Source organism: Nonomuraea sp. GTA35 (assembly GCF_041950525.1).
Classification (GTDB): Bacteria; Actinomycetota; Actinomycetes; order Streptosporangiales; family Streptosporangiaceae; genus Nonomuraea.
On the sequence record NZ_JBGNUV010000007.1, the window covers coordinates 22,972 to 41,068 of the forward strand.

At 67.5% G+C, this 18,097-nt stretch carries 8 protein-coding genes and 2 pseudogenes; 2 read left to right on the top strand and 8 right to left on the bottom strand.

Annotated elements, in window-relative coordinates:
- Nucleotides 1-150: 150 nt before the first annotated feature.
- Both ACBJ32_RS29590 and ACBJ32_RS29595 read right to left on the bottom strand, forming a co-directional pair.
- Complete coding sequence (locus tag ACBJ32_RS29590) at nucleotides 151-1,155, bottom strand: DUF932 domain-containing protein (protein WP_375129464.1); 1,005 nt, start codon at nucleotides 1,153-1,155, stop codon at nucleotides 151-153.
- A 248-nt stretch (nucleotides 1,156-1,403) separates the two neighbouring features.
- Nucleotides 1,404-2,642 carry a hypothetical protein gene (locus ACBJ32_RS29595; RefSeq protein WP_375129465.1) on the bottom strand — a complete coding sequence of 413 codons (1,239 nt, stop codon included), beginning with the start codon at nucleotides 2,640-2,642 and terminating at the stop codon, nucleotides 1,404-1,406.
- A gap of 411 nt (nucleotides 2,643-3,053) precedes the next feature.
- On the opposite strand from ACBJ32_RS29595, the gene ACBJ32_RS29600 reads away from it, so the two are divergent.
- Entirely contained in the window at nucleotides 3,054-4,016 is a 963-nt protein-coding gene (locus tag ACBJ32_RS29600; protein WP_375129466.1) for a hypothetical protein, read from the top strand.
- A 629-nt stretch (nucleotides 4,017-4,645) separates the two neighbouring features.
- Here ACBJ32_RS29600 and ACBJ32_RS29605 read toward each other — a convergent pair.
- On the bottom strand, nucleotides 4,646-6,118 hold the full coding sequence (locus tag ACBJ32_RS29605) for an ATP-binding protein (protein ID WP_375129467.1): 1,473 nt from the start codon (nucleotides 6,116-6,118) through the stop codon (nucleotides 4,646-4,648).
- Between the two features lie 281 nt (nucleotides 6,119-6,399).
- On the opposite strand from ACBJ32_RS29605, the gene ACBJ32_RS29610 reads away from it, so the two are divergent.
- Nucleotides 6,400-6,792: a hypothetical protein gene (locus ACBJ32_RS29610; protein ID WP_375129468.1), complete on the top strand. Its 393-nt coding sequence runs from the start codon at nucleotides 6,400-6,402 to the stop codon at nucleotides 6,790-6,792.
- A 119-nt stretch (nucleotides 6,793-6,911) separates the two neighbouring features.
- On the opposite strand, the pseudogene ACBJ32_RS29615 reads toward ACBJ32_RS29610, so the two are convergent.
- The 5 genes and pseudogenes from ACBJ32_RS29615 to ACBJ32_RS29635 all read right to left on the bottom strand — a co-directional run.
- Nucleotides 6,912-7,001, bottom strand: a pseudogene (locus ACBJ32_RS29615) (IS5/IS1182 family transposase); the annotation flags it as partial.
- Between the two features lie 572 nt (nucleotides 7,002-7,573).
- Nucleotides 7,574-7,987: a hypothetical protein gene (locus ACBJ32_RS29620; RefSeq protein ID WP_375129864.1), complete on the bottom strand. Its 414-nt coding sequence runs from the start codon at nucleotides 7,985-7,987 to the stop codon at nucleotides 7,574-7,576.
- Between the two features lie 91 nt (nucleotides 7,988-8,078).
- On the bottom strand, nucleotides 8,079-15,527 hold the full coding sequence (locus ACBJ32_RS29625; protein WP_375129469.1) for an RHS repeat-associated core domain-containing protein: 7,449 nt from the start codon (nucleotides 15,525-15,527) through the stop codon (nucleotides 8,079-8,081).
- A gap of 727 nt (nucleotides 15,528-16,254) precedes the next feature.
- Nucleotides 16,255-16,931 (bottom strand): annotated as a pseudogene (locus ACBJ32_RS29630) (IS5 family transposase); the annotation flags it as partial.
- 169 nt (nucleotides 16,932-17,100) lie between these two features.
- The gene (locus ACBJ32_RS29635; protein ID WP_375129470.1) at nucleotides 17,101-18,018 is read right to left on the bottom strand and encodes an IS3 family transposase; all 918 of its coding nucleotides are present in this window, start codon (nucleotides 18,016-18,018) and stop codon (nucleotides 17,101-17,103) included.
- Between the last annotated feature and the right edge of the window lie 79 nt (nucleotides 18,019-18,097).

The following is an 18,097-nucleotide window of genomic DNA, read 5'->3' on the forward strand; positions in this document are numbered from 1 at the left end:
TCGCGGTTGTCCGGTCCCCGGCCGGGCGGCCGGTGTGGCCGCCGATCCGTTCGCGGGGGGCGGGTCGCGTCCCGGCACGCCGCCGGGTAGCGGCGTGCCGGGCGGTACGGCCCCGCGCCGGGGCCGTACCGGATGCCCGGGGGCTACAGGTCAGGCGGTGGCCAGGAGCCGGAACGCGCGGGTCTTGATCTTGGCGTGATCGTGGTCGTCGAGCAGGGCCCGCTCGGCCCGCACGGCGGCCACGTCGCGGCTGCCGAACACCGGGCTGCGGTGGTCCAGCCGCTCGGTCACCGCGTTGTAGGCGGCCCAGCGGGTGTTGCGGATCGGCTCTTGCGTGGGCGCGTGGGCGAACAGGTGCTCCAGCTGGCGCAGGGTCAGCTCGCGGTTCTTGCGCGCCAGGTCTTTCGCACCCGGCGGGATCGGGTACAGGACGTTGGTGAACTGGCGGAACTCGGCGAAATCCATCGGGGTCGCGAGGAGTTTCTCGGCTTCGGCGGCGAAGGCTTCCCCGTGCTTCCAGGTGAGCTTGAGCGCCTCGCGGGCCTCGGCGATGCGCCCGGCCATCCGGCCGGTGTGCCGGACGGTGAACTTCGAGGCGTGGTTGGCCAGCGCCGCCCGTTCGGTGTTCGCACAGGCGACCCGGACCGGGGTCGCCACGGTGACGAACGCGCCCCACCCGTCATGCCGGGAGAACGCCGCCAGGTACAGGTCGATCTGATCGAACCCGCCGACCATGAGCGGCTCGGGCAGGCGCATGGTGACGAAGATGCGCCGCCCGTTGCTCAGCGACCCGCCGGTATCGAACACCGCCCCGGACTCGTCCACCAGGGTCTGCAGGAACGCGGTCACGTCCTCGTTCTGCAGCACCTCATACTCCTTGCCGACGCGGCCGAGCCGTTCCGGCGATCCGGTGACCGGGTTGGTGCGCACCACCAGGAAGTCCTCGTCGGTGGTGACCGGCTGTCCGGTGACGGGGTCGGTCACCTGGCCGACCGGCACCTTGCGCACGTTCCATCCGGCGAGCTGGGCGTTGGCCAGCAGGTCCTCGGCGGTCATCGGGCCGGGGGCGGTGTAGCCGAGCCCGTGCCAGCCGGGCTTACCAGCGGCGGCGAACCCGGCCGAACCGTTGGCGAAGATCTCGATTTCGTGAGCCATGACAGGGCCTTTCTGATGTGTGGGCAGGCGAAACAGACGCGATGACGAACAGGTGTGGGGCTGGCCCCTCAGCATCAGGGCCGGTGGAGCGGGGATCGATGGAGGTGGCCCGGGTGGGCCGGACGGTGTTACCGCCCAGCGTGTGAGCTGGGGGTGGGCCGTGGGTTGCGGTGGGCGTCGGTAGGGCGACCGGCCGGGCTACAGGGTCCGGGGCGGGCCGACATGGGATGGCCCGCCCTGACCCTCGTTCAGCCGGTGTAGGTGTCCGCCGCGCTGGCCTCGGACGGGGCGTCGGTCGGGGCGTCGGTCGGGGCGTCGGTGGGGGTGAGGGCGAACCGGCGGGGCCGCTCACAGGTCAGCACCGCCTGGCCGAGGTTGACCAGCCGATCCAACGCGTTGGCCACCGCACCGGACGAGGCATCCAGCACCTTCCCGATCTCGTACGGGGTGAAGTCCTTGCCCGGGTACTCGATCAGATGCGCGTACACCCGATCCCGCAACGCCCCCGGCCGCACCCCGCCCCCCATGCCGCCGCTGGCACCGCCCGGCCGGGCGCCCGGCACGGCGCGGGCCGGGGCGGCGTCGATACCGGTCAGCACCGCGCGCGCGTCACGGTGCACCGAGGCGATGCTGGCCATCGCCATCTCCAGGCACCCCAACGCCATCACGTCGTTACTGTCGTCTTTGGCCAGGGCGACCCCGCCGAGCAGGTCGATCAGTTCCGCCAGTTCGGCCCGCACGCGCGCCCACGCCGGATCATCCACCACCGGCCCAGACACCGACTCGGACACAGGCTCGGACGGGTCAGCGCCGGGGACCGGGACGTGGGCCTGGTCCGGACCCTCATCGGGCGCTTCGTCGCCGAGCTCCTCCGGCTGATCATGCGCCTCCTCGACCGGCTCCCCTTCGTCGCGCCGAGCGGCCACCGGGCCGGGGGCGGGGGCGGCCGTCCCGTCGGCAGCCGGAAGCGTCTCCTCGTCCGCTGCTTCTACGGTGTCACCCTGCGGGGTGTCAGCGTCGGGGGTATCAGCGTCCGGCGCGGCGGGTGCGGTGCCCGGCGTTTCGGCATCCGGGGTGTCCGAGGCGGACGTGTCCGGGGCGGTGGTGTCGGTGGTGATCGGGTACCACCGGTCAGCGGCGCGGCCCCGCGTCTGACCGTCGTTCGTGCCCGGCTCGCGGCGGGCGCGCCCGTCGGAATCGAGTTGGTTGAGGATCTTGCCCGCCACCATCCGGCTCAGCCCGGCCGCCGCCCCGATCGCCGTTGCGGTCGCGCCCGGCTCGGCGTTCAGCGCCGCCCACACCGCCTCCGCACGGGTATCGGTGCCCACCGTGGGGTCGGTGTCCGGGGCGGCGGTGCCGGGGCGGTCAGGGGCGGTCAGGGGCGCGGCGTGGGCGGCCGGGACGGCGGTATTCGCGTTATTGATAGCGGCGTCGGTGTCAGCGGGAATGTTTTCGGTCCCGGTGTTTTCCCGCGTAGTGATAGCCATGGCGTGCGTCCCTTTCCGGTCGCGTTTCCCGGCCCCGTTCCGGGCCGATGTTTTTGTTTGTGCGACGACCATCCCTCGCATAGATAACGACTGGCAAGCCGATCCGGGAACATTTTCCGTCACCGGAACGGCTGGAGAGGCTACCCTCATAAACAATCATTGATCTGCGGAAACATCTCGAAGATGGATCGCTATATCGGCTTGACATCCGCGGCCGGCCCGACTCTTCACGCATTTCACCGGACGACGGCGAACGACCCCTGATTGTCCGATTCCCAGTTGTGGAATCTCAGATGTTAATGCGCGTCCGGGTTGACATTAATGCGCGATGGAGCGTCCATGGAATTAGGCGGTGAATCGCCGCTGAAAACCACCCGGGATGACGCGCCGGGGGAACGAAAGGAAAACCGCATGGCACCCACGATGGCCGCCGACGACATCACGGTGGACGCCGCCCACCTACGCGGCCTGGCCGCCTACGGCCCCGGATGGGCGCTCATGTGGGACGGACACGACGTGTTCGCCGCCCCCACCCACCTGGCCGACCACGGGGACATTTTCGAGATCATCGACCACGCCGGATACACCGCCATCCACGATCAGCACGCCTGGCACGGCCAACCGGACGGCCCCGCCGCCATCGCTGTCACCGTCGTCGCCGTCATCACCGGCCAGGCCCGTATCCGCCTGCGGCAATGGCCGCACACCGCCCACATGATGGCCGCCACCGGCCCCTACACCACCGCGCTACGCCCCTACGGCATCCATCGCCACCAGGCCAGCCGCCCCGACGCCGACGGCCGCCACATCACCACCGACTACCGGATCACCCGCACCGGCGCGACCGCATCGATCACCATGCCGTACGCCGCCGACTCAACCGTACCCATCACGATCACCATCACCGGCCCCCACCCCGCACACAGCGTCCCCACGTACACGGTGACCGTGCCCCGCCAAACGCCGCCCGCCGCTGTCGCCGCCCTGATCGCCGCCGGAGGCCTCCCCCCACACACCACCACCGGCTACCGCCACGCCCACGACACCGGCTTTCCCGAAACCCCCCGCTACATCACCGTGGAACCGGCCGACGTCCGCGCGTTGGCCGCCCACGGCCCCGACTGGGCCCTCATGTGGCACGACGACCACACCCAACCCGTCATCACCCGCCATGACCGCGACGACGACGCACTCCTCGAAATTTGCACCCACGAGCACATGATCAACCTCAGCAGCCACCACCCGGACTATGACGCCATCGCCGCCTACCTGACCGACACCCTCGGCGACTTCGACCCCAGTCAGGACAACACCACCGCCACCACGGACGCCACACGCCCGGCCGACATGAACGACACACACGCCCCGGCCTAACAACCGGTCCCCGGCAATGGAACGGCCCCGACACCGCCCAACAGCGGTACCGGGGCCCACCCATGCCCGCGCACAGCGCCCCCATCACACGCGATCACGCGGGCGGCGATCACGCGGGCGGCGGGCGGCAGGACGAACCTGCTCACCCAGGGCCTTCTCGGCAAGCCTCACCAGGGCCGGCCAGCCGGCACCCTGCAACACACCAGTCGAAATGCAGCGAGACGAGACGGGAAGGCAGCCGACGACGGGAACCACACCGGCGTAGGAGCACGCAGCACGCCACCTTACCCGCACACATCTTCCAGGAGTCGCCTTAAGGCGACTCGGGGCGGCCATCGCAACAGCCGAAACCCACCTGACCTGAGCAAACGGCACATCGACGGGTGAGGCGCTCTCAGCGGCAACACCGAGCGCGACAACAAAACGCGACACCGAAGACAACACCGGACAACGCCCCGTCCACGAACCCGCAACAGCGAACGCGACACTCCACGTCCTCCCGATCTCGGCTCGTCCCTCACCGGCAGAGGTACCTCAGCCTCAGGGCTCGCCCGCCTTCCGGCGCCCTCCGCGCCGGAAGGCGGGACCAGAATCGACGCCCATCTGCGCCCCAGGTGTCAAGCCCCGCATCACGCCGCAGATGCTTGTCCTTGGGCGGCGACAGCGACCACCGCGACGGTCTTCGACCGAACCCGGCGATGGCGAGGGCCACCCCCACCAGGCCAACCTCTCGGATCAGCCCGACGGTCCCCTTCAGACACTCGTGCGCCTGCCCGCGAGCGGCCCCGCCGCCACACCGGCCACCCGCGCGGCCACCACGCCACCCGCGCCGGGCCCGCGCCGACAACCGCCCACGTGCCCGTCCCCGACCGTTCGGCGGCCACTACCCCTGACGGCGGCGCAACCGCCGCCAGCGTGCCGCTCAACCCCGCCCCGGCGCCCTCTCCCCCGCGCACCCCACCCATATCCGCGCACGCACCCGGCGTGGGCGCTGGCGGTGATGACGTGCCCGCCCGCTCCCGACCGTTGTACGGCTCCGTCCCCAGCGGCTCGGAGAAGGTCAGCACCGGCGGGTCAGGCGCCACCGCGCAGTGTTCATGCAGACTGGATGCACCGGATCCAGAGTCGGCCGAGATGGGTTTTCGCGGGATCGGCGGCAAGGCCTGGCGCAGCTCCGTTGGACCAGCCGCGGCGATCACCACCTGGGGGCCGCGCATGGCGAGCCACCGATACCGCACCACCAGGAAGGCCCAATCGGGCCAGTCCCGGCGCAGCCCGGCCAGCGCCAACTGCGCCCACGGCTCCTGACCGAAGGCCGACCCCCGGTCCGCCTCCCACCTCAACATCGTGTTGCCTTGCGGCGAGGGATACAGGCCAGCCGCCAGATCACTGGGGGTTCCCCCGCAGTCCACCGGCGAGGAGCCGACACCAGTGATCGCGCGTCCCGTTTCCTTCGTGACCTTCCTGAAGGGCATCGGCATCCGCTCGTGCAAGCCGACCGGCTCCGGCCGTTCCCCGCCAGCACCGGCCGCATCGTCGGCTGTGGCGGATTGAGCCGCCTCCTCGGGCAGAGCCAGGTCCGCCCAGACCGCATGCCCAGTGCTCGGATCACCCAACGCCCCGTACCGGGACGCCAGCTTTGCCACTCCGGCCAGCCCGCGACCGTGCTCAGCCAGTCCCGGTATGGAGTCTGGTGTCCGGGAGAAGTCCGGAACCGAACCTCCGCCCAGGTCATAGACCACGATGCGCGCCACGTCCGCGCCGCGCAGCACCTCCACCACGAAGAACCCCCGCGCTTGCCCCGAACGCGAATGCCGCAGGCTGTTGCTGACGAGCTCGGCCGTCACCCACTCCGCATCCCCTCTTCGGCCGGTGTCGGCCAGCAACCAGCCCACCATGCGGCGCGCGGGAGCCGACTGGTCCTCCCGCCCTCGAAACGCCCGCCGCGACGCCATCCCACCCCACAGCTGCTGGGACCGGAACGTCGACATCACCAGCCCCGGCGCCAGATCCGGAAACTCCTCCCCCAGCGACTGTCGGGGCGCCCACAGTCCGACAGGGCGGCTCGGCTCGACTGAGGTGTGCTGCTCGCGGTGGCTCATGCTGACTGTTCCTTCCGGTCGCGCCCCGGCGCATCCGGGAACGGCCAGCACCATCACCCACCTCGCCGCCCGAATCACATCCCCAACCCGCAACCCCGCCCCGGTACCGCTTCGATCAGCACCATCGCCATCCACACGCCCACCGAACGCCCGTAGTACCTCCGGCGATCACCCCACGCAGAAGCTTGAGCCCCTTGGCCCAGCCCACCTACCGTTCCTCGACCCCGCCCCCGCTGAGGCGACACAACGCCGCGGTCAGAATAGAAAGGACACCTCGCCGCATGACCAGCACCGGCTACCAGACGCTCCTCGACTGCCGCCGCCGCAGCCGATACCTGCGCCAGCACGGCTTCACCATCGACCAGATCGCCATCATCCTCGCCCTCGATCATCCCGCCAGCCCACTCCGCCTCTACCGCCACGCCGCCGGCCTCACCGCAGCGCAGACAGTCGACGCCTTCCACCGGCTCGCCGACATCACCGGCGCAGGACTACGAGAATCCCGCCTCTACGACCACGAGACCTGGCCCCAGACAGGCCGACGCCCCTCCGTCCACACCCTGCACCTGCTGGCCCGTATCTACGGCACCCAGCCCGCCCACCTGCTCACCCCCGCCATGCTCGCCACCTACACCCCGCGCGACCAGCACTCCCTCCGCCAAGGCAACAGATGACACTTCGACGGGGTGTCTGGCGTCGCTGAACATGACAGCGGGCGTGCGGCCGACCTGTGCACTGTCCTTAAATCAGCATCTCTCCAGGTGACCGAACGACATTCAAGGTGACAGTGCGATCCCGGCGGCCGCGTCGGCGCCGGCGGGACCACCCGCTGGAACAACTCCCACAACTCATCAGGCACAAGCCGTCGAAGGAACGCATCCACGAACGAACTAACGATCAATCCCCAAATGAGTCACGGCCTGAGACGCGCTTGACGCTCGGGGTGATCGCGGCCCAGCGCGGCGACGTGGAGCAGGCTGCCAGCTACGGTCACCGGTCCCTCTCGCTCAGCGGAGGTCTGTCCCGCATTTGATTATGTCGTCACGGAAGTTGGTGCACACAGTGGGCGAGCATCACGATGACAACGCGAGGTGCGCGCCTACCTTGAGGAACTCCATGATCTGAGCCATGAGGAAAGGCGGGTGACGGCTTCATGTCGACGAACACCTTCCGTGACCGGATGCGGGTCGCCAGGAGCCTCTTGAAGCGGACTACGGCCGACTCACACTCGAGGCCCCACCTCATCGGGCACTTCGAGACGCGTTATGTCCCCGGCATGCTCCAGGTCCCGGCCTGCTGCATGATCGCGAACTCGACGACGTTGACGCTGCGGTTGCGGCGCGAATACACCGCCAGCAGATGCTGCATGACCCGGTCATAAGGTTCGAGTTCCTCATCGGTGAGTCTGTGCTTCTGTGGCTGATCTACCAGGCGACGGTGATGCGACTGCTGTACTTACCAGCCTACGTACGCGTAAACGCTCACGAGCGCAGTGGGCTTGATACCCTGCCTTTCGATGGCCTTCATCGCTTCGGGGCGATCGTGTTCCTCGGAGACGCTCCACGCATAAGCAGCAACGGTGGCGCCTTCCCACCGGGGTGATTTCAGCCACACATTTAGCGGCCGGCTGTCCACCTTGGTGGTCCAGTTCCGGCTGTGGAGATAGGCTACCGCCTTCCCTAGCGATTTCTCCTCAGTATCGCCACCGACATCGACCAAGAAAGCATGGGTTACTAGAATTTCTGACCCCGTTGAGACTTCTTGGCGTTCTTTCCAGATAACTGTGCCGATCTTATTGATTTCTCCCAGTACGCCGGGGTCGACCTCTTCGGGCTGCTGCGCACACGCTCCAACAAGAAGAGAGATCACAAGAGCAAGTGCAGGCAGCTTTCGTCTCCGCGTAACCCTCATCTTTTTATATCTTCTCGCTCACGGCATCAATTGAGGACGATATCGTATCTTACATGTAGGTCCAGCATGCGGGCACAGATTTTCCGCATGCGAAGAGCTCAGGGGCGGCCTTCTCGTATGCTAGTAGAGCGTTACGGCGCTCCTCTGCGATTCGCCCGTTTTCTGGATTCTGCGGGGTGGCCTCGGGCCTGCCGACGTAGCCACTATTTGCCCAAGCCACGTATCGCTTGGCGCTGACCTTTCCGGTTTTCACGTCCGTGACCGCTCCGGAGCAGGTGCAGTAGGCGATTGCCGCGTCCATGTCAGTCATGAGACGATTAAGACCCTCTATGCGCGCTTTCAGGTAGCGCATATATGCCGCCGCCGCATGAATTGCAAACGAAGGGTTTTTCATCATATCCGCGATCTGGCCATCGTCATATTTTTTGGCGGCAAACCCCTCCTTGTATGCGTTAAGCGCGTGCCTTACTTTATAGATTTCCAATTGGGAAACGCCAACCGACGCCCCTTCTCCATCCGCCCAAAAGCTGACATTATCGTTAAACATCTGATTGGCCTGCCAGTGGCTTTCGTACATGAGAACTGCAGCCAAGGCATTTACGTTTTTGATTCCGTGATTCGCGGCCGCCTTCTCGATATCCCTCCAGTATCTAACGATGTACTTATAGCTCTCATAAGAGGCCCATCTAGAGGCGCTAGTTCCGTCCTTTGGCTTTGTAGCATACATGCCCGAACCGAGCCTACTGCCTACTTGCTGCATCTTTCGCCACTCGCCGAGCCTTACATCGTTAGCGTTCTTCTTCGCCGCCTTCTCCATGGCAGCGAAGCTTTCCAGCCCGCCCGCCGCCACCCAGCTGAAGGCAAGCTGCTTGTCGGTCATGGTAGGCGACCAGTTGGACATGTATTCGTTTTGCACCTTCTCACTGGCGAACCAAAAGTTCGGCTGGTCGATCGGCCGGCCGTTGGGCATGACCTCCAAGCCCAGCCTCTCGACTTCGTCCTGACCGAGCCAGAACTTCTTCTCGTTTTCCAGCTCGATCATCCGGGCCCAGCTCGGGTCCACAACGACATCGCCCGCGCCGACACAGAAACCCATGCGGACACATGTATCGTCAACCGAGCCGCCGCCGACCGGGCCGATGACCTTACCGCCTCCCGATGATCCCGAGCTGCCGTAGCCGCCTGCGGGGAGGGTGTAGCCGCCACCGCTCGATCCGGAGCTGCCGTAGCCGGAGCCGGCGAGCGAGCTGCCTCCGATGCTGATGGTGGAGTGTCCGGTGGGGTCGGTGCCGGTCAGAGGTGAGGCGTTGGCGTAGGTGTAGCGGTTGGCCTGCACCGACGGGCTGGGGTTGAGGGTGGCGGTGTCGCGGCTGGTGAAGGTGCCGGTGCCGGGCTGGTACCAGCGGGCGTGCATGTTGACCTTGCCGGTGTCCGGGTCGGTGTACTCGCCCTGGTAGCCGAGGCCGGTCTTGGTGCCGCTCTGGGCGGTAATGGTGCCGAACGGATCGTAGGCGGTGGAGGTCTGCAAACTGGTAGTGAAAGTAGCCACCAGATCGCCGTGCAGGTCGCTGAGCGCCGCCACAGCCGCGCCAGAGCCCTCCTTCAATCCGAGCAGGCCGCCGCCGAGGTCGCGGGCATACTTGGCCTGGACGGCTCCGCCGCTGTCGGTGATGGCGGCCAGGTCGTTGCCTAGCCCGCTGTAGGCGAAGGTCTGGTTCGCGGTACCGCGGATACGGCTGGTCATCCGGCCGAGGGCGTCGTAGCTGAAGAGGCCGTCGCCGTCGGCGATGAGCCGGTCGAAGGCGTCGAAGGTGTAGTTCGTCGTGGCGCCAGCCTTGCTGCTGGTGGCCAGGGTGCCGCGCGCGGTGTAGGTGTAATCGGTACCGTCACCTGAGGTGACGCGGTTGCGCTCGTCGTAGGTGAACGTCGCGTTGCCGGCCTTGGTGCGGTTGCCGGAGGCGTCCCACCCATAGCCGGTCACCGCGCCGCCCGGGGCGGTCCAGGAGGTAAGCCGGCCAGCATGGTCGTAAGTGTAGGAGTTGGCGCCTGCTCCTGCGGTGCCTGTGGTGGTTTTGGTGGTGAGGTTGTCGTCCTTGTCCCACCCGTAGGCGATCTTGGCGAGCTGAGTGCCGGAACCGTTCTTCAGCGTCTGGCTCGTGACCCGATTCATGTCGTCGTACTCGAGGGTCTGGGTACTGGCCGTGCCACTGGTGCCGATGATGCTCTTCAACCGGCTGGCCGGGTCGTAGCCGTAGGTGAGGGTGCGGCTGGTGACCGGGTCGGTGGCTGTCTTGAGCCGGTTGGCGCTGTCGTAGGTGAAGGTAGCGGTGCCCGCGGCGTCGATGCGCTGGAGGGGGACGCCGAGCCCGTCATAGCTGTAGGCGGTTTGCTGGATGGTGCCGCGGGAGACCTTCAAGGGCAGGCTGCGGTCGTTGTAGTCGATCGTCAGGTCACCGACGACGGTGCGGCGACCGGCGAGGTCATAGCCGTAGGTGCGCTCGGCCGTGGCGGCGGCGCCGCCCGCGCCGCTCTCCTTGGTGAGCCGGCCCAGATCGTCGAAGGTGCGGTCGGTGCGCACCCCGCCGGGCTGGATGGTAGCGGTCGGGTTGCCGGCCGCGTCGTAGATGTGCGTCCAGGTACGGTCGGCCTCGTCCGGGTGCTGACTGGTCGCGGGTTCGATCACCTTCTCGGCCAGGCCGAGGCTGTTGTAACCGGTCCAGGTGGCATTGCCGCGCCCGTCGGTGACCCGAGTGCGGGCGCCGGTGGCGTCGTAGCCGAAACTGGTCGTGATCGACTCGGTGTCCGAGACCGGCTCGACGAGGGAGGTGAGCCGGTTCAGCGCATCGAAGGTCTGCCGGGTGACATGGCCTTCAGACGAGGTGACGCTGATCTGGTTACCCGCGGCGTCGTACGCCATGCTGGAGGTGCGCAGCACGGTACTGGTGCCGTTTGCAGTCACGCGCTTGGCCTCGGCCTTGGTCTTACGGCCTGCCAGGTCGTATTCGGCGGTGGTGGCGCTCTTGTTGCCGATCGCGTCAATGATCGTGCTGGTCGTGCTCAGACGCCCCGCCAGATCGTATTCCCTGGTGCTGGTCCCCCTTGGGTCGGCCACCTCGATGATTTCACCGGCCGCATTGACCTTGAAGTTGGTGGTCATGGTGGTCGTGCCCTGACCGGGGACGATCTGCTTGATCAGCCGGCCAGCGTCGTCGTACTCCATTCTCGTGGTGTAGGCGGCGCTGGCGGGCTTGCGCTCGATCTGGGTGGCGGTGATCTGCCGGCCCAGGTCGTCGTAGGTGGCCTGGGTGCGGGCGCCGGTCGGATCGACGGTGGCCAGCGTCTCACCCGCCATGTCGTACTCGATCACCCGAGTGCCGGGAGTCTGACCGTCGGCAGGGGCGGGGTCGGTGACCCGCACCTGTCGGCCGAGCTGGTCGTAGTCGTAGGTGGTGACGTTGCCGAGCGGGTCGGTGCTGCTGATCAGCTGCCCGGCCTTGTCGTAGGCTTGCTCGACGGTCGAGGTGAGCGCGGTGCCGCCGGGCGGCGTGTAGGCCGGTGCGGTGGTACTGGTCAGCCGGTCGGCCTTGTCGTAGGCCGAGATGACGGTGCGGCCTTCGGCGTCACGCTGATGGGTCTGGTTGCCCACTGTGTCGTAGCCGACCAGCGCTGTCGGGCGGGCCGGGGCGGCGGTGCCGTTCTTGTCCACCTGCACCTGCGGCGCCTTGCTCTCCACCAGCCGGTCCAGGAGGTCGTAACGCATCGTGGCGGTGTAGTCGGCGGCGTTCGCGCCGTCGGCGTTGCCACGCGGATCCGTGGCGGCCACGGGCAGGCCGCGATCGTCGTACTCGGTGGTCGAGACGATGTCCTCGGTGCCGTTCTCGACGGTCTGCTTCGTCTGCTGGTTCAGCTTGTTGTAGGCGTAGCTGGTGATCTCGGTGCGGTCTCCGCCAGCGGCCGTGCGGGTCGTCTTGACGACGTTGCCGTTTTCGTCATAGGTGAACTCCGTGGCGCGGGCTAGGTTGTCCGGGTCCAGCGTCTGCTTCATGAGTCGGCTGGCCTGGTCGTACTTGAATATCGTGACGACCTCTACACCGTTCGCCTGGAGACCGTTGATCTGCACTTCCAGGTTGCCGGCCGGGTCATATTCCTCGGCCTTGATCAGCACATCCCGCGGCGTGGCGGTGGGACTGTTCAGCTTGGCCCCGACCGCGATCTGCTCCTTCAGCCGGTTGTCCGTCCAGTAGGTGTTCGTAGAGGTGCGGCCCATCGCGTCCACGATCGAGGTCAGGCGCCCGCCCGCGTCGTAGCTGCGGCTCTCCAGCAGCACGTCCTTGGCCGCCTGGGGGTTGACCGGGCTTCCGGTCCAGCCCTTCAACGTGCTGGTGTGCAGCTCCCCGCGGACGGTGTAGGTCTGCTCGATGACCGTGCCGCGGGCGTCGGTGGTGCGGATGACCTGGCCGCGGTGGTTCCAGTCCTGCCGCGCCACACCGCCTTCGGGGCCGGTGACGGAGTCCTGGCGGCCGTGCGCGTCGTAGGTGTAGGTGGTGGTGCGCTCCGGGTCGCCGCCGGTCAGGTCGGCGATCGTCTGCGTCAGCGGGTTGCTGTCCGGGTCGTAGGTGGTGCGAGTCTGCGCCGTGTGGGTGACACCGCTGATCTCGTTCTTCACCCCCGGGGCTGTGCTGGAGACGAGGCGGTTCCAGCCGTCGTAGGCGAAGGTGGTCTTCGCTCCGTCCGGTACCGCATCCGAGATGCGGGTGCTGGCCACCATGCGGCCCAGCACATCGTGGTCCAGCTTGGTGACCGCCCCTTCCGGATTGCTCTGCTCGGCCAGATCGCCGGCTGCGGTGTAGTGGTAGGTCCAGGTGTTACCGCGGGCGTCGGTCTTGCTCTTGGTCAGCCCGGCCGGGGTGGTGCCGCCGCCTGCCGCCGGCTCGGTGCCGTCGGTGTAGGCGATGCTTTCGGAGCGGCCCTGCGGGAAGTCGGCCGTGGCCGGGGTGGTGACCTTGGTCTGCTCACCGAAGGTGTTGTATTCGGTGGTGGTGGCGTGGGTGGGGTCGGTGTCGCTGGCCGACCGGCCGTCCCGATACGCCGTCACCTGGTCGTTGCGCGGGTCGAACGGGTCGTTCTCGTTGTGGTAGTACGTCCAGTACTCGATCGCGCACTCGTTCGCTGCCCGGCAGTACTTGCGGCCGATCGTGTTGCCGCGCTCGTCCTGGTAGATGTCGTTGGCGATATTGTTGCGATCGATCACCTTGGTCAGGAAGCCCGCCTGGTCGTACTCGTACCAGGTGGTGGCAGGGCGTTGGTCGGTTACGCCGCGGATGCGGTAGCCGCGCCGGGAGTCATACAGGTACTTGAGCTCTTCATTGTCCGGGTCGAGCACGATCACCTCGGCTTCGCCGGACTCCTGCTCGATCCCGACGGTGCCGATCTTCCAGGTGCCACCGTCGGCGTCAGTGTGCGTGGCGATGCGGTCGGTCTTGTCGTCGTAGGTGTTGACCGCGTGCACCCGTCCGGACGGCAGCGTCACCTTGGTCAGCTTGTTCGGGGCCGCGGTGCGGGCGGCGTAGTGCCGCTGCACCTCGCCCGCGGTGAGCGGCCGGTCGTAGACGGCGACCTCGTCCACCAGACCGGCGATCCCGCCGATCGTGGTGATGTACCGGTTCTCGGTGCCCGTGATCGGCTGGTTGAGCGTGCCGACGACCGCACCGTCCACATACAGGGTCTGCAGGTCGCCGGCGACGGTGAGCACGGCGTGGTGCCAGGCGCCGTCGTTGACCGCAGCGGCGGTGGTGATCGGGGTGGTGGTCGGCTGGTAGGAACTGCGCAGCTTGCCGTCGCTGCCGACCCCGAACACCTCCTCCTTGACGTTGCTGCTGGTGCGCAGCGAGATGACCGTGCCGGCGACGGCGGAGCTGGTCTTGAACCAGGCCTCCATGGTCGCCTGCTTGCCGATCCTCGGCACGATCCCCTCCGGGGGCCGCACCCCGGTGGTGGTGGTCAGCTCCACCGCGCCGTCCGTCGTGCCCGCCAGCGCACCCGGCTGCGCGCGCTTGGCGGCGACGTCGTATCCGGCATCGCCGGCGCCCCAGCCCAGGTCGATCGCGTTGCCGGTGGCCTCGCCGAGCCGCCAGTAGCCGAACGGGTCCGAGTCCAGCACGCTGCTGCGATACAGCGACCCGCTGCCGTAGTCGTAGGTGGTGCAGTTCGGCGCCGTCACCGGCGCGCACACCTGCACGAGCCGGCCCTGGTCATAGCCGTAGGTCCAGGTCAGCGCCTGCCCGTCGACCGGGTCGCTGGACACCGTCGCGACCTGGTCGCCCTGCCAGGTGAACGTCACCGACCGGCCGCCGACCCCAGTCACCTTCGCCAGCTTCCCCGCGGTGTCGTAGGTCAACTCGCTACTGCGGCCCCGCTGGTCGGTCATCTTCGTCAGCCGACCGGACGCGTTGAACAGGTAGATGGCGTTGGCCTTGTCCCGCAACCGCCACGTGCCGCCGCTGTCCTCGGCCAGCGTCGCATGCGTGCCGGGCGGCGGCTGGAACGTGCCGTCCCCGTTGGCGGCGAACCGCACCTGCCGCCCGTCCGGGTAGGTGACCAGAGCCGAGGTGGAAGCGCCGCGCACCTCCTTGACGACCTTCATGTCCCAGCGGGTGGACCAGCCCGCCCCGAACATGCCGTCGGTGCGCGGGTCCAGGCTGTTGTAGGTGCGCACCACCGACAGCGGCGGCCCCACCGTCGCCACCTGCAAATCCGTCGAGGTCGTGGTGTAGTTGCCGGTCTGCTGGTTGAACTCCCGCCCCTCCACACCGGAGGAGGCCAGCTGCGAGGTCACCGTCGGCTGGCGTACCCCGGTGACGAACGTCAGCTTCGGCGAGGTGGTGGTGGAGTTGTCGTAGGAGTCCCTGACGGTGACCGTCCACCAGTACTGCTTGCCCCAGGCCAGCTTCCCCGCCGGAACGCTCCAGGTGTTGCCGTTGCCCGCGATCGTGCCGGAGGTGGTGCAGGCGGTCGTCATGGCCTCGTTGTCGCACAGCTTGAACGAGTACGACACCTTCGAGGTGCTGGAGTTGGCGCTCTTCCCCCAGGCCCGCAAGGCCGGGGTGAGCGAATCGACCAGATGCCCCGACACCGGATACACGCTGGTCAGCACCGGCACGGCCATGACCGCTCGATCGGCCGCCTCCGCCCGTAACGTGCCCGCCGGCAGGCTGGACTCCTCGGACGCGGACGTCGCATCGATCGTCAGGTCCTCCCGCGGCACCGCCCCCTTCGGAGGGGTCACGCTCGATCGCCAGCCGTCCGACGGCTCCGCCGCGGCCGGCACCTCGCTCGCGGGCACGAACGGCGGCAGCTTCGTTCCCGACCCCATCATCTGCTGCGGCACTGCGGGTAAGGCACCAAGATCAGCGACCGCGCCCGCGGTAGGGGCAGCCGCAGCCGGCGCCGCCTGCAGCACCAGCAGACCCGGGGCTAACCCGGCAAGCGTGAGGATCATCCCAGCTGAACGACGCCATGACGAAACTGGGCGCATGCGCCATCACACTCCGAACCACAACGAAGGACACCAACAAGGCGTAGCCGTCGCTCTCCGCCACGGCCCTGTCAGGTCGCGCGGCTCGGAGTCGATCAGTTCCGACGATCAACGTAAAAAAATCCGACGTACCGGGCAAGACGTGCGATCATCACAAAACGGATAACAGGCTTATCGGGTACGTGACATTCCGTAAACCGCCCGCATAACCATCAACCGGACACGCACGGTGAACCACCCGGATGCCCCACTGACGGAAGCGCGCCTCTCCCGCGTGGTGTCAGGCATGTGGCACACCGCATCAACGTGGCCAGAGAACGGGGTCATTCTGGACTTCAGAGCAGCACTAGGACGCCCCGCCGACGGGAACCGCCGCTCTCATGCGACCACGGGCCAGGTTCGCAGACCCTGCCGTAGCCTGGCCCCAGCCTGTCTCGATCACCATCATCGCCACCCGTCTCGGCTACGCCCAGTTGCTTCACCCATCAGGGAGACATGCGATCTGTTGCGGCCAGGCTTCCGGACGCAGCTAGTGGCTCACCGGCCACGGAACGCATGGCCATACCGTTGACCTGCGAGAACCTCAGTGATCCAGGCTCCTGCTCCAGAGGACGGCCCTCAGGCCGTCCCTCGCCCCTGTGGCGGATCCTTGAAGCGTCTCCGCCGCAGAGAGGTGTACAGGCGATGGCTTCCAGCGGCTTTCACGTCGGCCCAGGCGTTGGCTGGATTCGATCCCGCGGCGGGCGATACGCGGGATGATGCCCCGGCCGCGTAGGAAGGTCCGCAGGTGGGGTAGTCGTAGCCCTTGTCCCCGTGGAGCTTGCCCGGTCGGTGGCGTCGGGGCCCGCGGCGGGAGCGAATGGGCGGGATGCTGCGCACCAGCGGTTCCAGCGCAACGCTGTCGTGGAGGTTGGCCGCGCTGATCGCGACAGCCAGGGGCAGACCGGTCCGTTCGGTGATGAGATGGATCTTCGATCCTTTCTTGCCGCGATCGACAGGATTCAGGCCTGTCAGTTCCCCCCCTTTCACAGCTCGCACGCTGACGGAGTCGATCGCGCACCGCGACCAGTCCAGCTCACCGCGGGCGCCGAGCTCGTCCAGCAGGATCCGGTACAGCTTGGCCCACACCCTGGCGGTGCTCCACTCGGTGAAGCGGCGGTGCACCGTCTGCCAGGAGGCGCCGAACACCGGCGGCAACTGCCGCCAGACGCACCCAGTGGTGGCCACGTACACGATCGCCGCCAGAATCACCCGATCGCCGACCCGCCACCGCCCGCCACCCTGCGGCCGCGTCGGCGCCGGCGGGACCACCCGCAGGAACAACTCCCACAACTCATCAGGCACAAGCCGTCGAAGGAACGCATCCACGAACGAACTAATGATCAATCCCCAAATGAGTCACGGTCTTAGTGGGCGTTTAGGCCTAACTGGTGGCATATGAAGCTTTTGCTCCGCAGGTTGATCACCGGATCGGCGCACTCTTTGACCCGTTACGGTACTCAATCGGTGTCAATCCCCTGAAAGCGTGGAGACGGTTCTATGCCACAGCGGTCCTCAACAGGGCCGATGAGGCGTTTCTCTTCTCGATCATGTGACGTTCGAATGTGATGGGCGGCAGGCCATCGTTGGCACTGTGCCGCCGGGTGGTGTTGTAGAAGTCGGCGATCCAGGTCGCGATCTTCAGGCGGGCCTCGGCGCGGGTGCGGAACCGGTGGCGGTGCACGTACTCGACCTTGAGGGTGCTGTTGAACGCCTCGGCGGCTGCGTTGTCGAGCGCGCAGCCCACGCGACCCATCGACTGGACCACGCCCAGGCGCCGGCACAGCTCCTGGTAGCGGGCAGCCGTGTATTCCGAGCCGCGGTCCGAGTGGAAGATCACCCCGTCCACGTCGCCGCCCCGGGTGACCGCCGCCATCTGCAGCGAGGCGCAGGTCAGCGCGGCATCATGGTGCTCGGACATGGCGTAGCCGAGCAGCCGGCGGGAGAACAGGTCCTCGACCGTGGCCAGATACAGCTTGCCCTCGTCGGTGTCGATCTGCGTCACATCGCCGCACCACAGCACGTCCGCGGCGGGCGCGGTGAACGTGCGCCGGACCAGGTCCGGGGCGGCCGGCCGCTTGCCCTGGCGGGTCAGCGAGCGCGGCTTGCGCCGCACACGGGCGACCAGGCCGAGCTCGGCCATCCGGGCGGCGACCGTGTTCTCCGACACCCGCCAGCCCGCCTCGTGCAGGTCACGGGTGATGCGCGGCGAGCCGTAGGTGCCGCCGGATGCTTCGAACGAGCGGGTGATCTCCGCATCCAGGCCCGCTCGCCGGCGCTGCAGGGCGGTCGGCGTCTCCTGGCCGATGCGGTTCTTCCACTTGTAGTACCAGGACTGCGAGACACCCAGCGCCCGGCAGGAGGTGACGTGGTCGATGTCGTGCTCGGTCTTCTGGGAGCTGATGAAGGCCGCCACGCTTATCGGCCCATCGCCTCTTTGACCCACAAGACCACGGAACGCTTGAGCACTGTGAGACTGGAGAGGCACCGCCCGA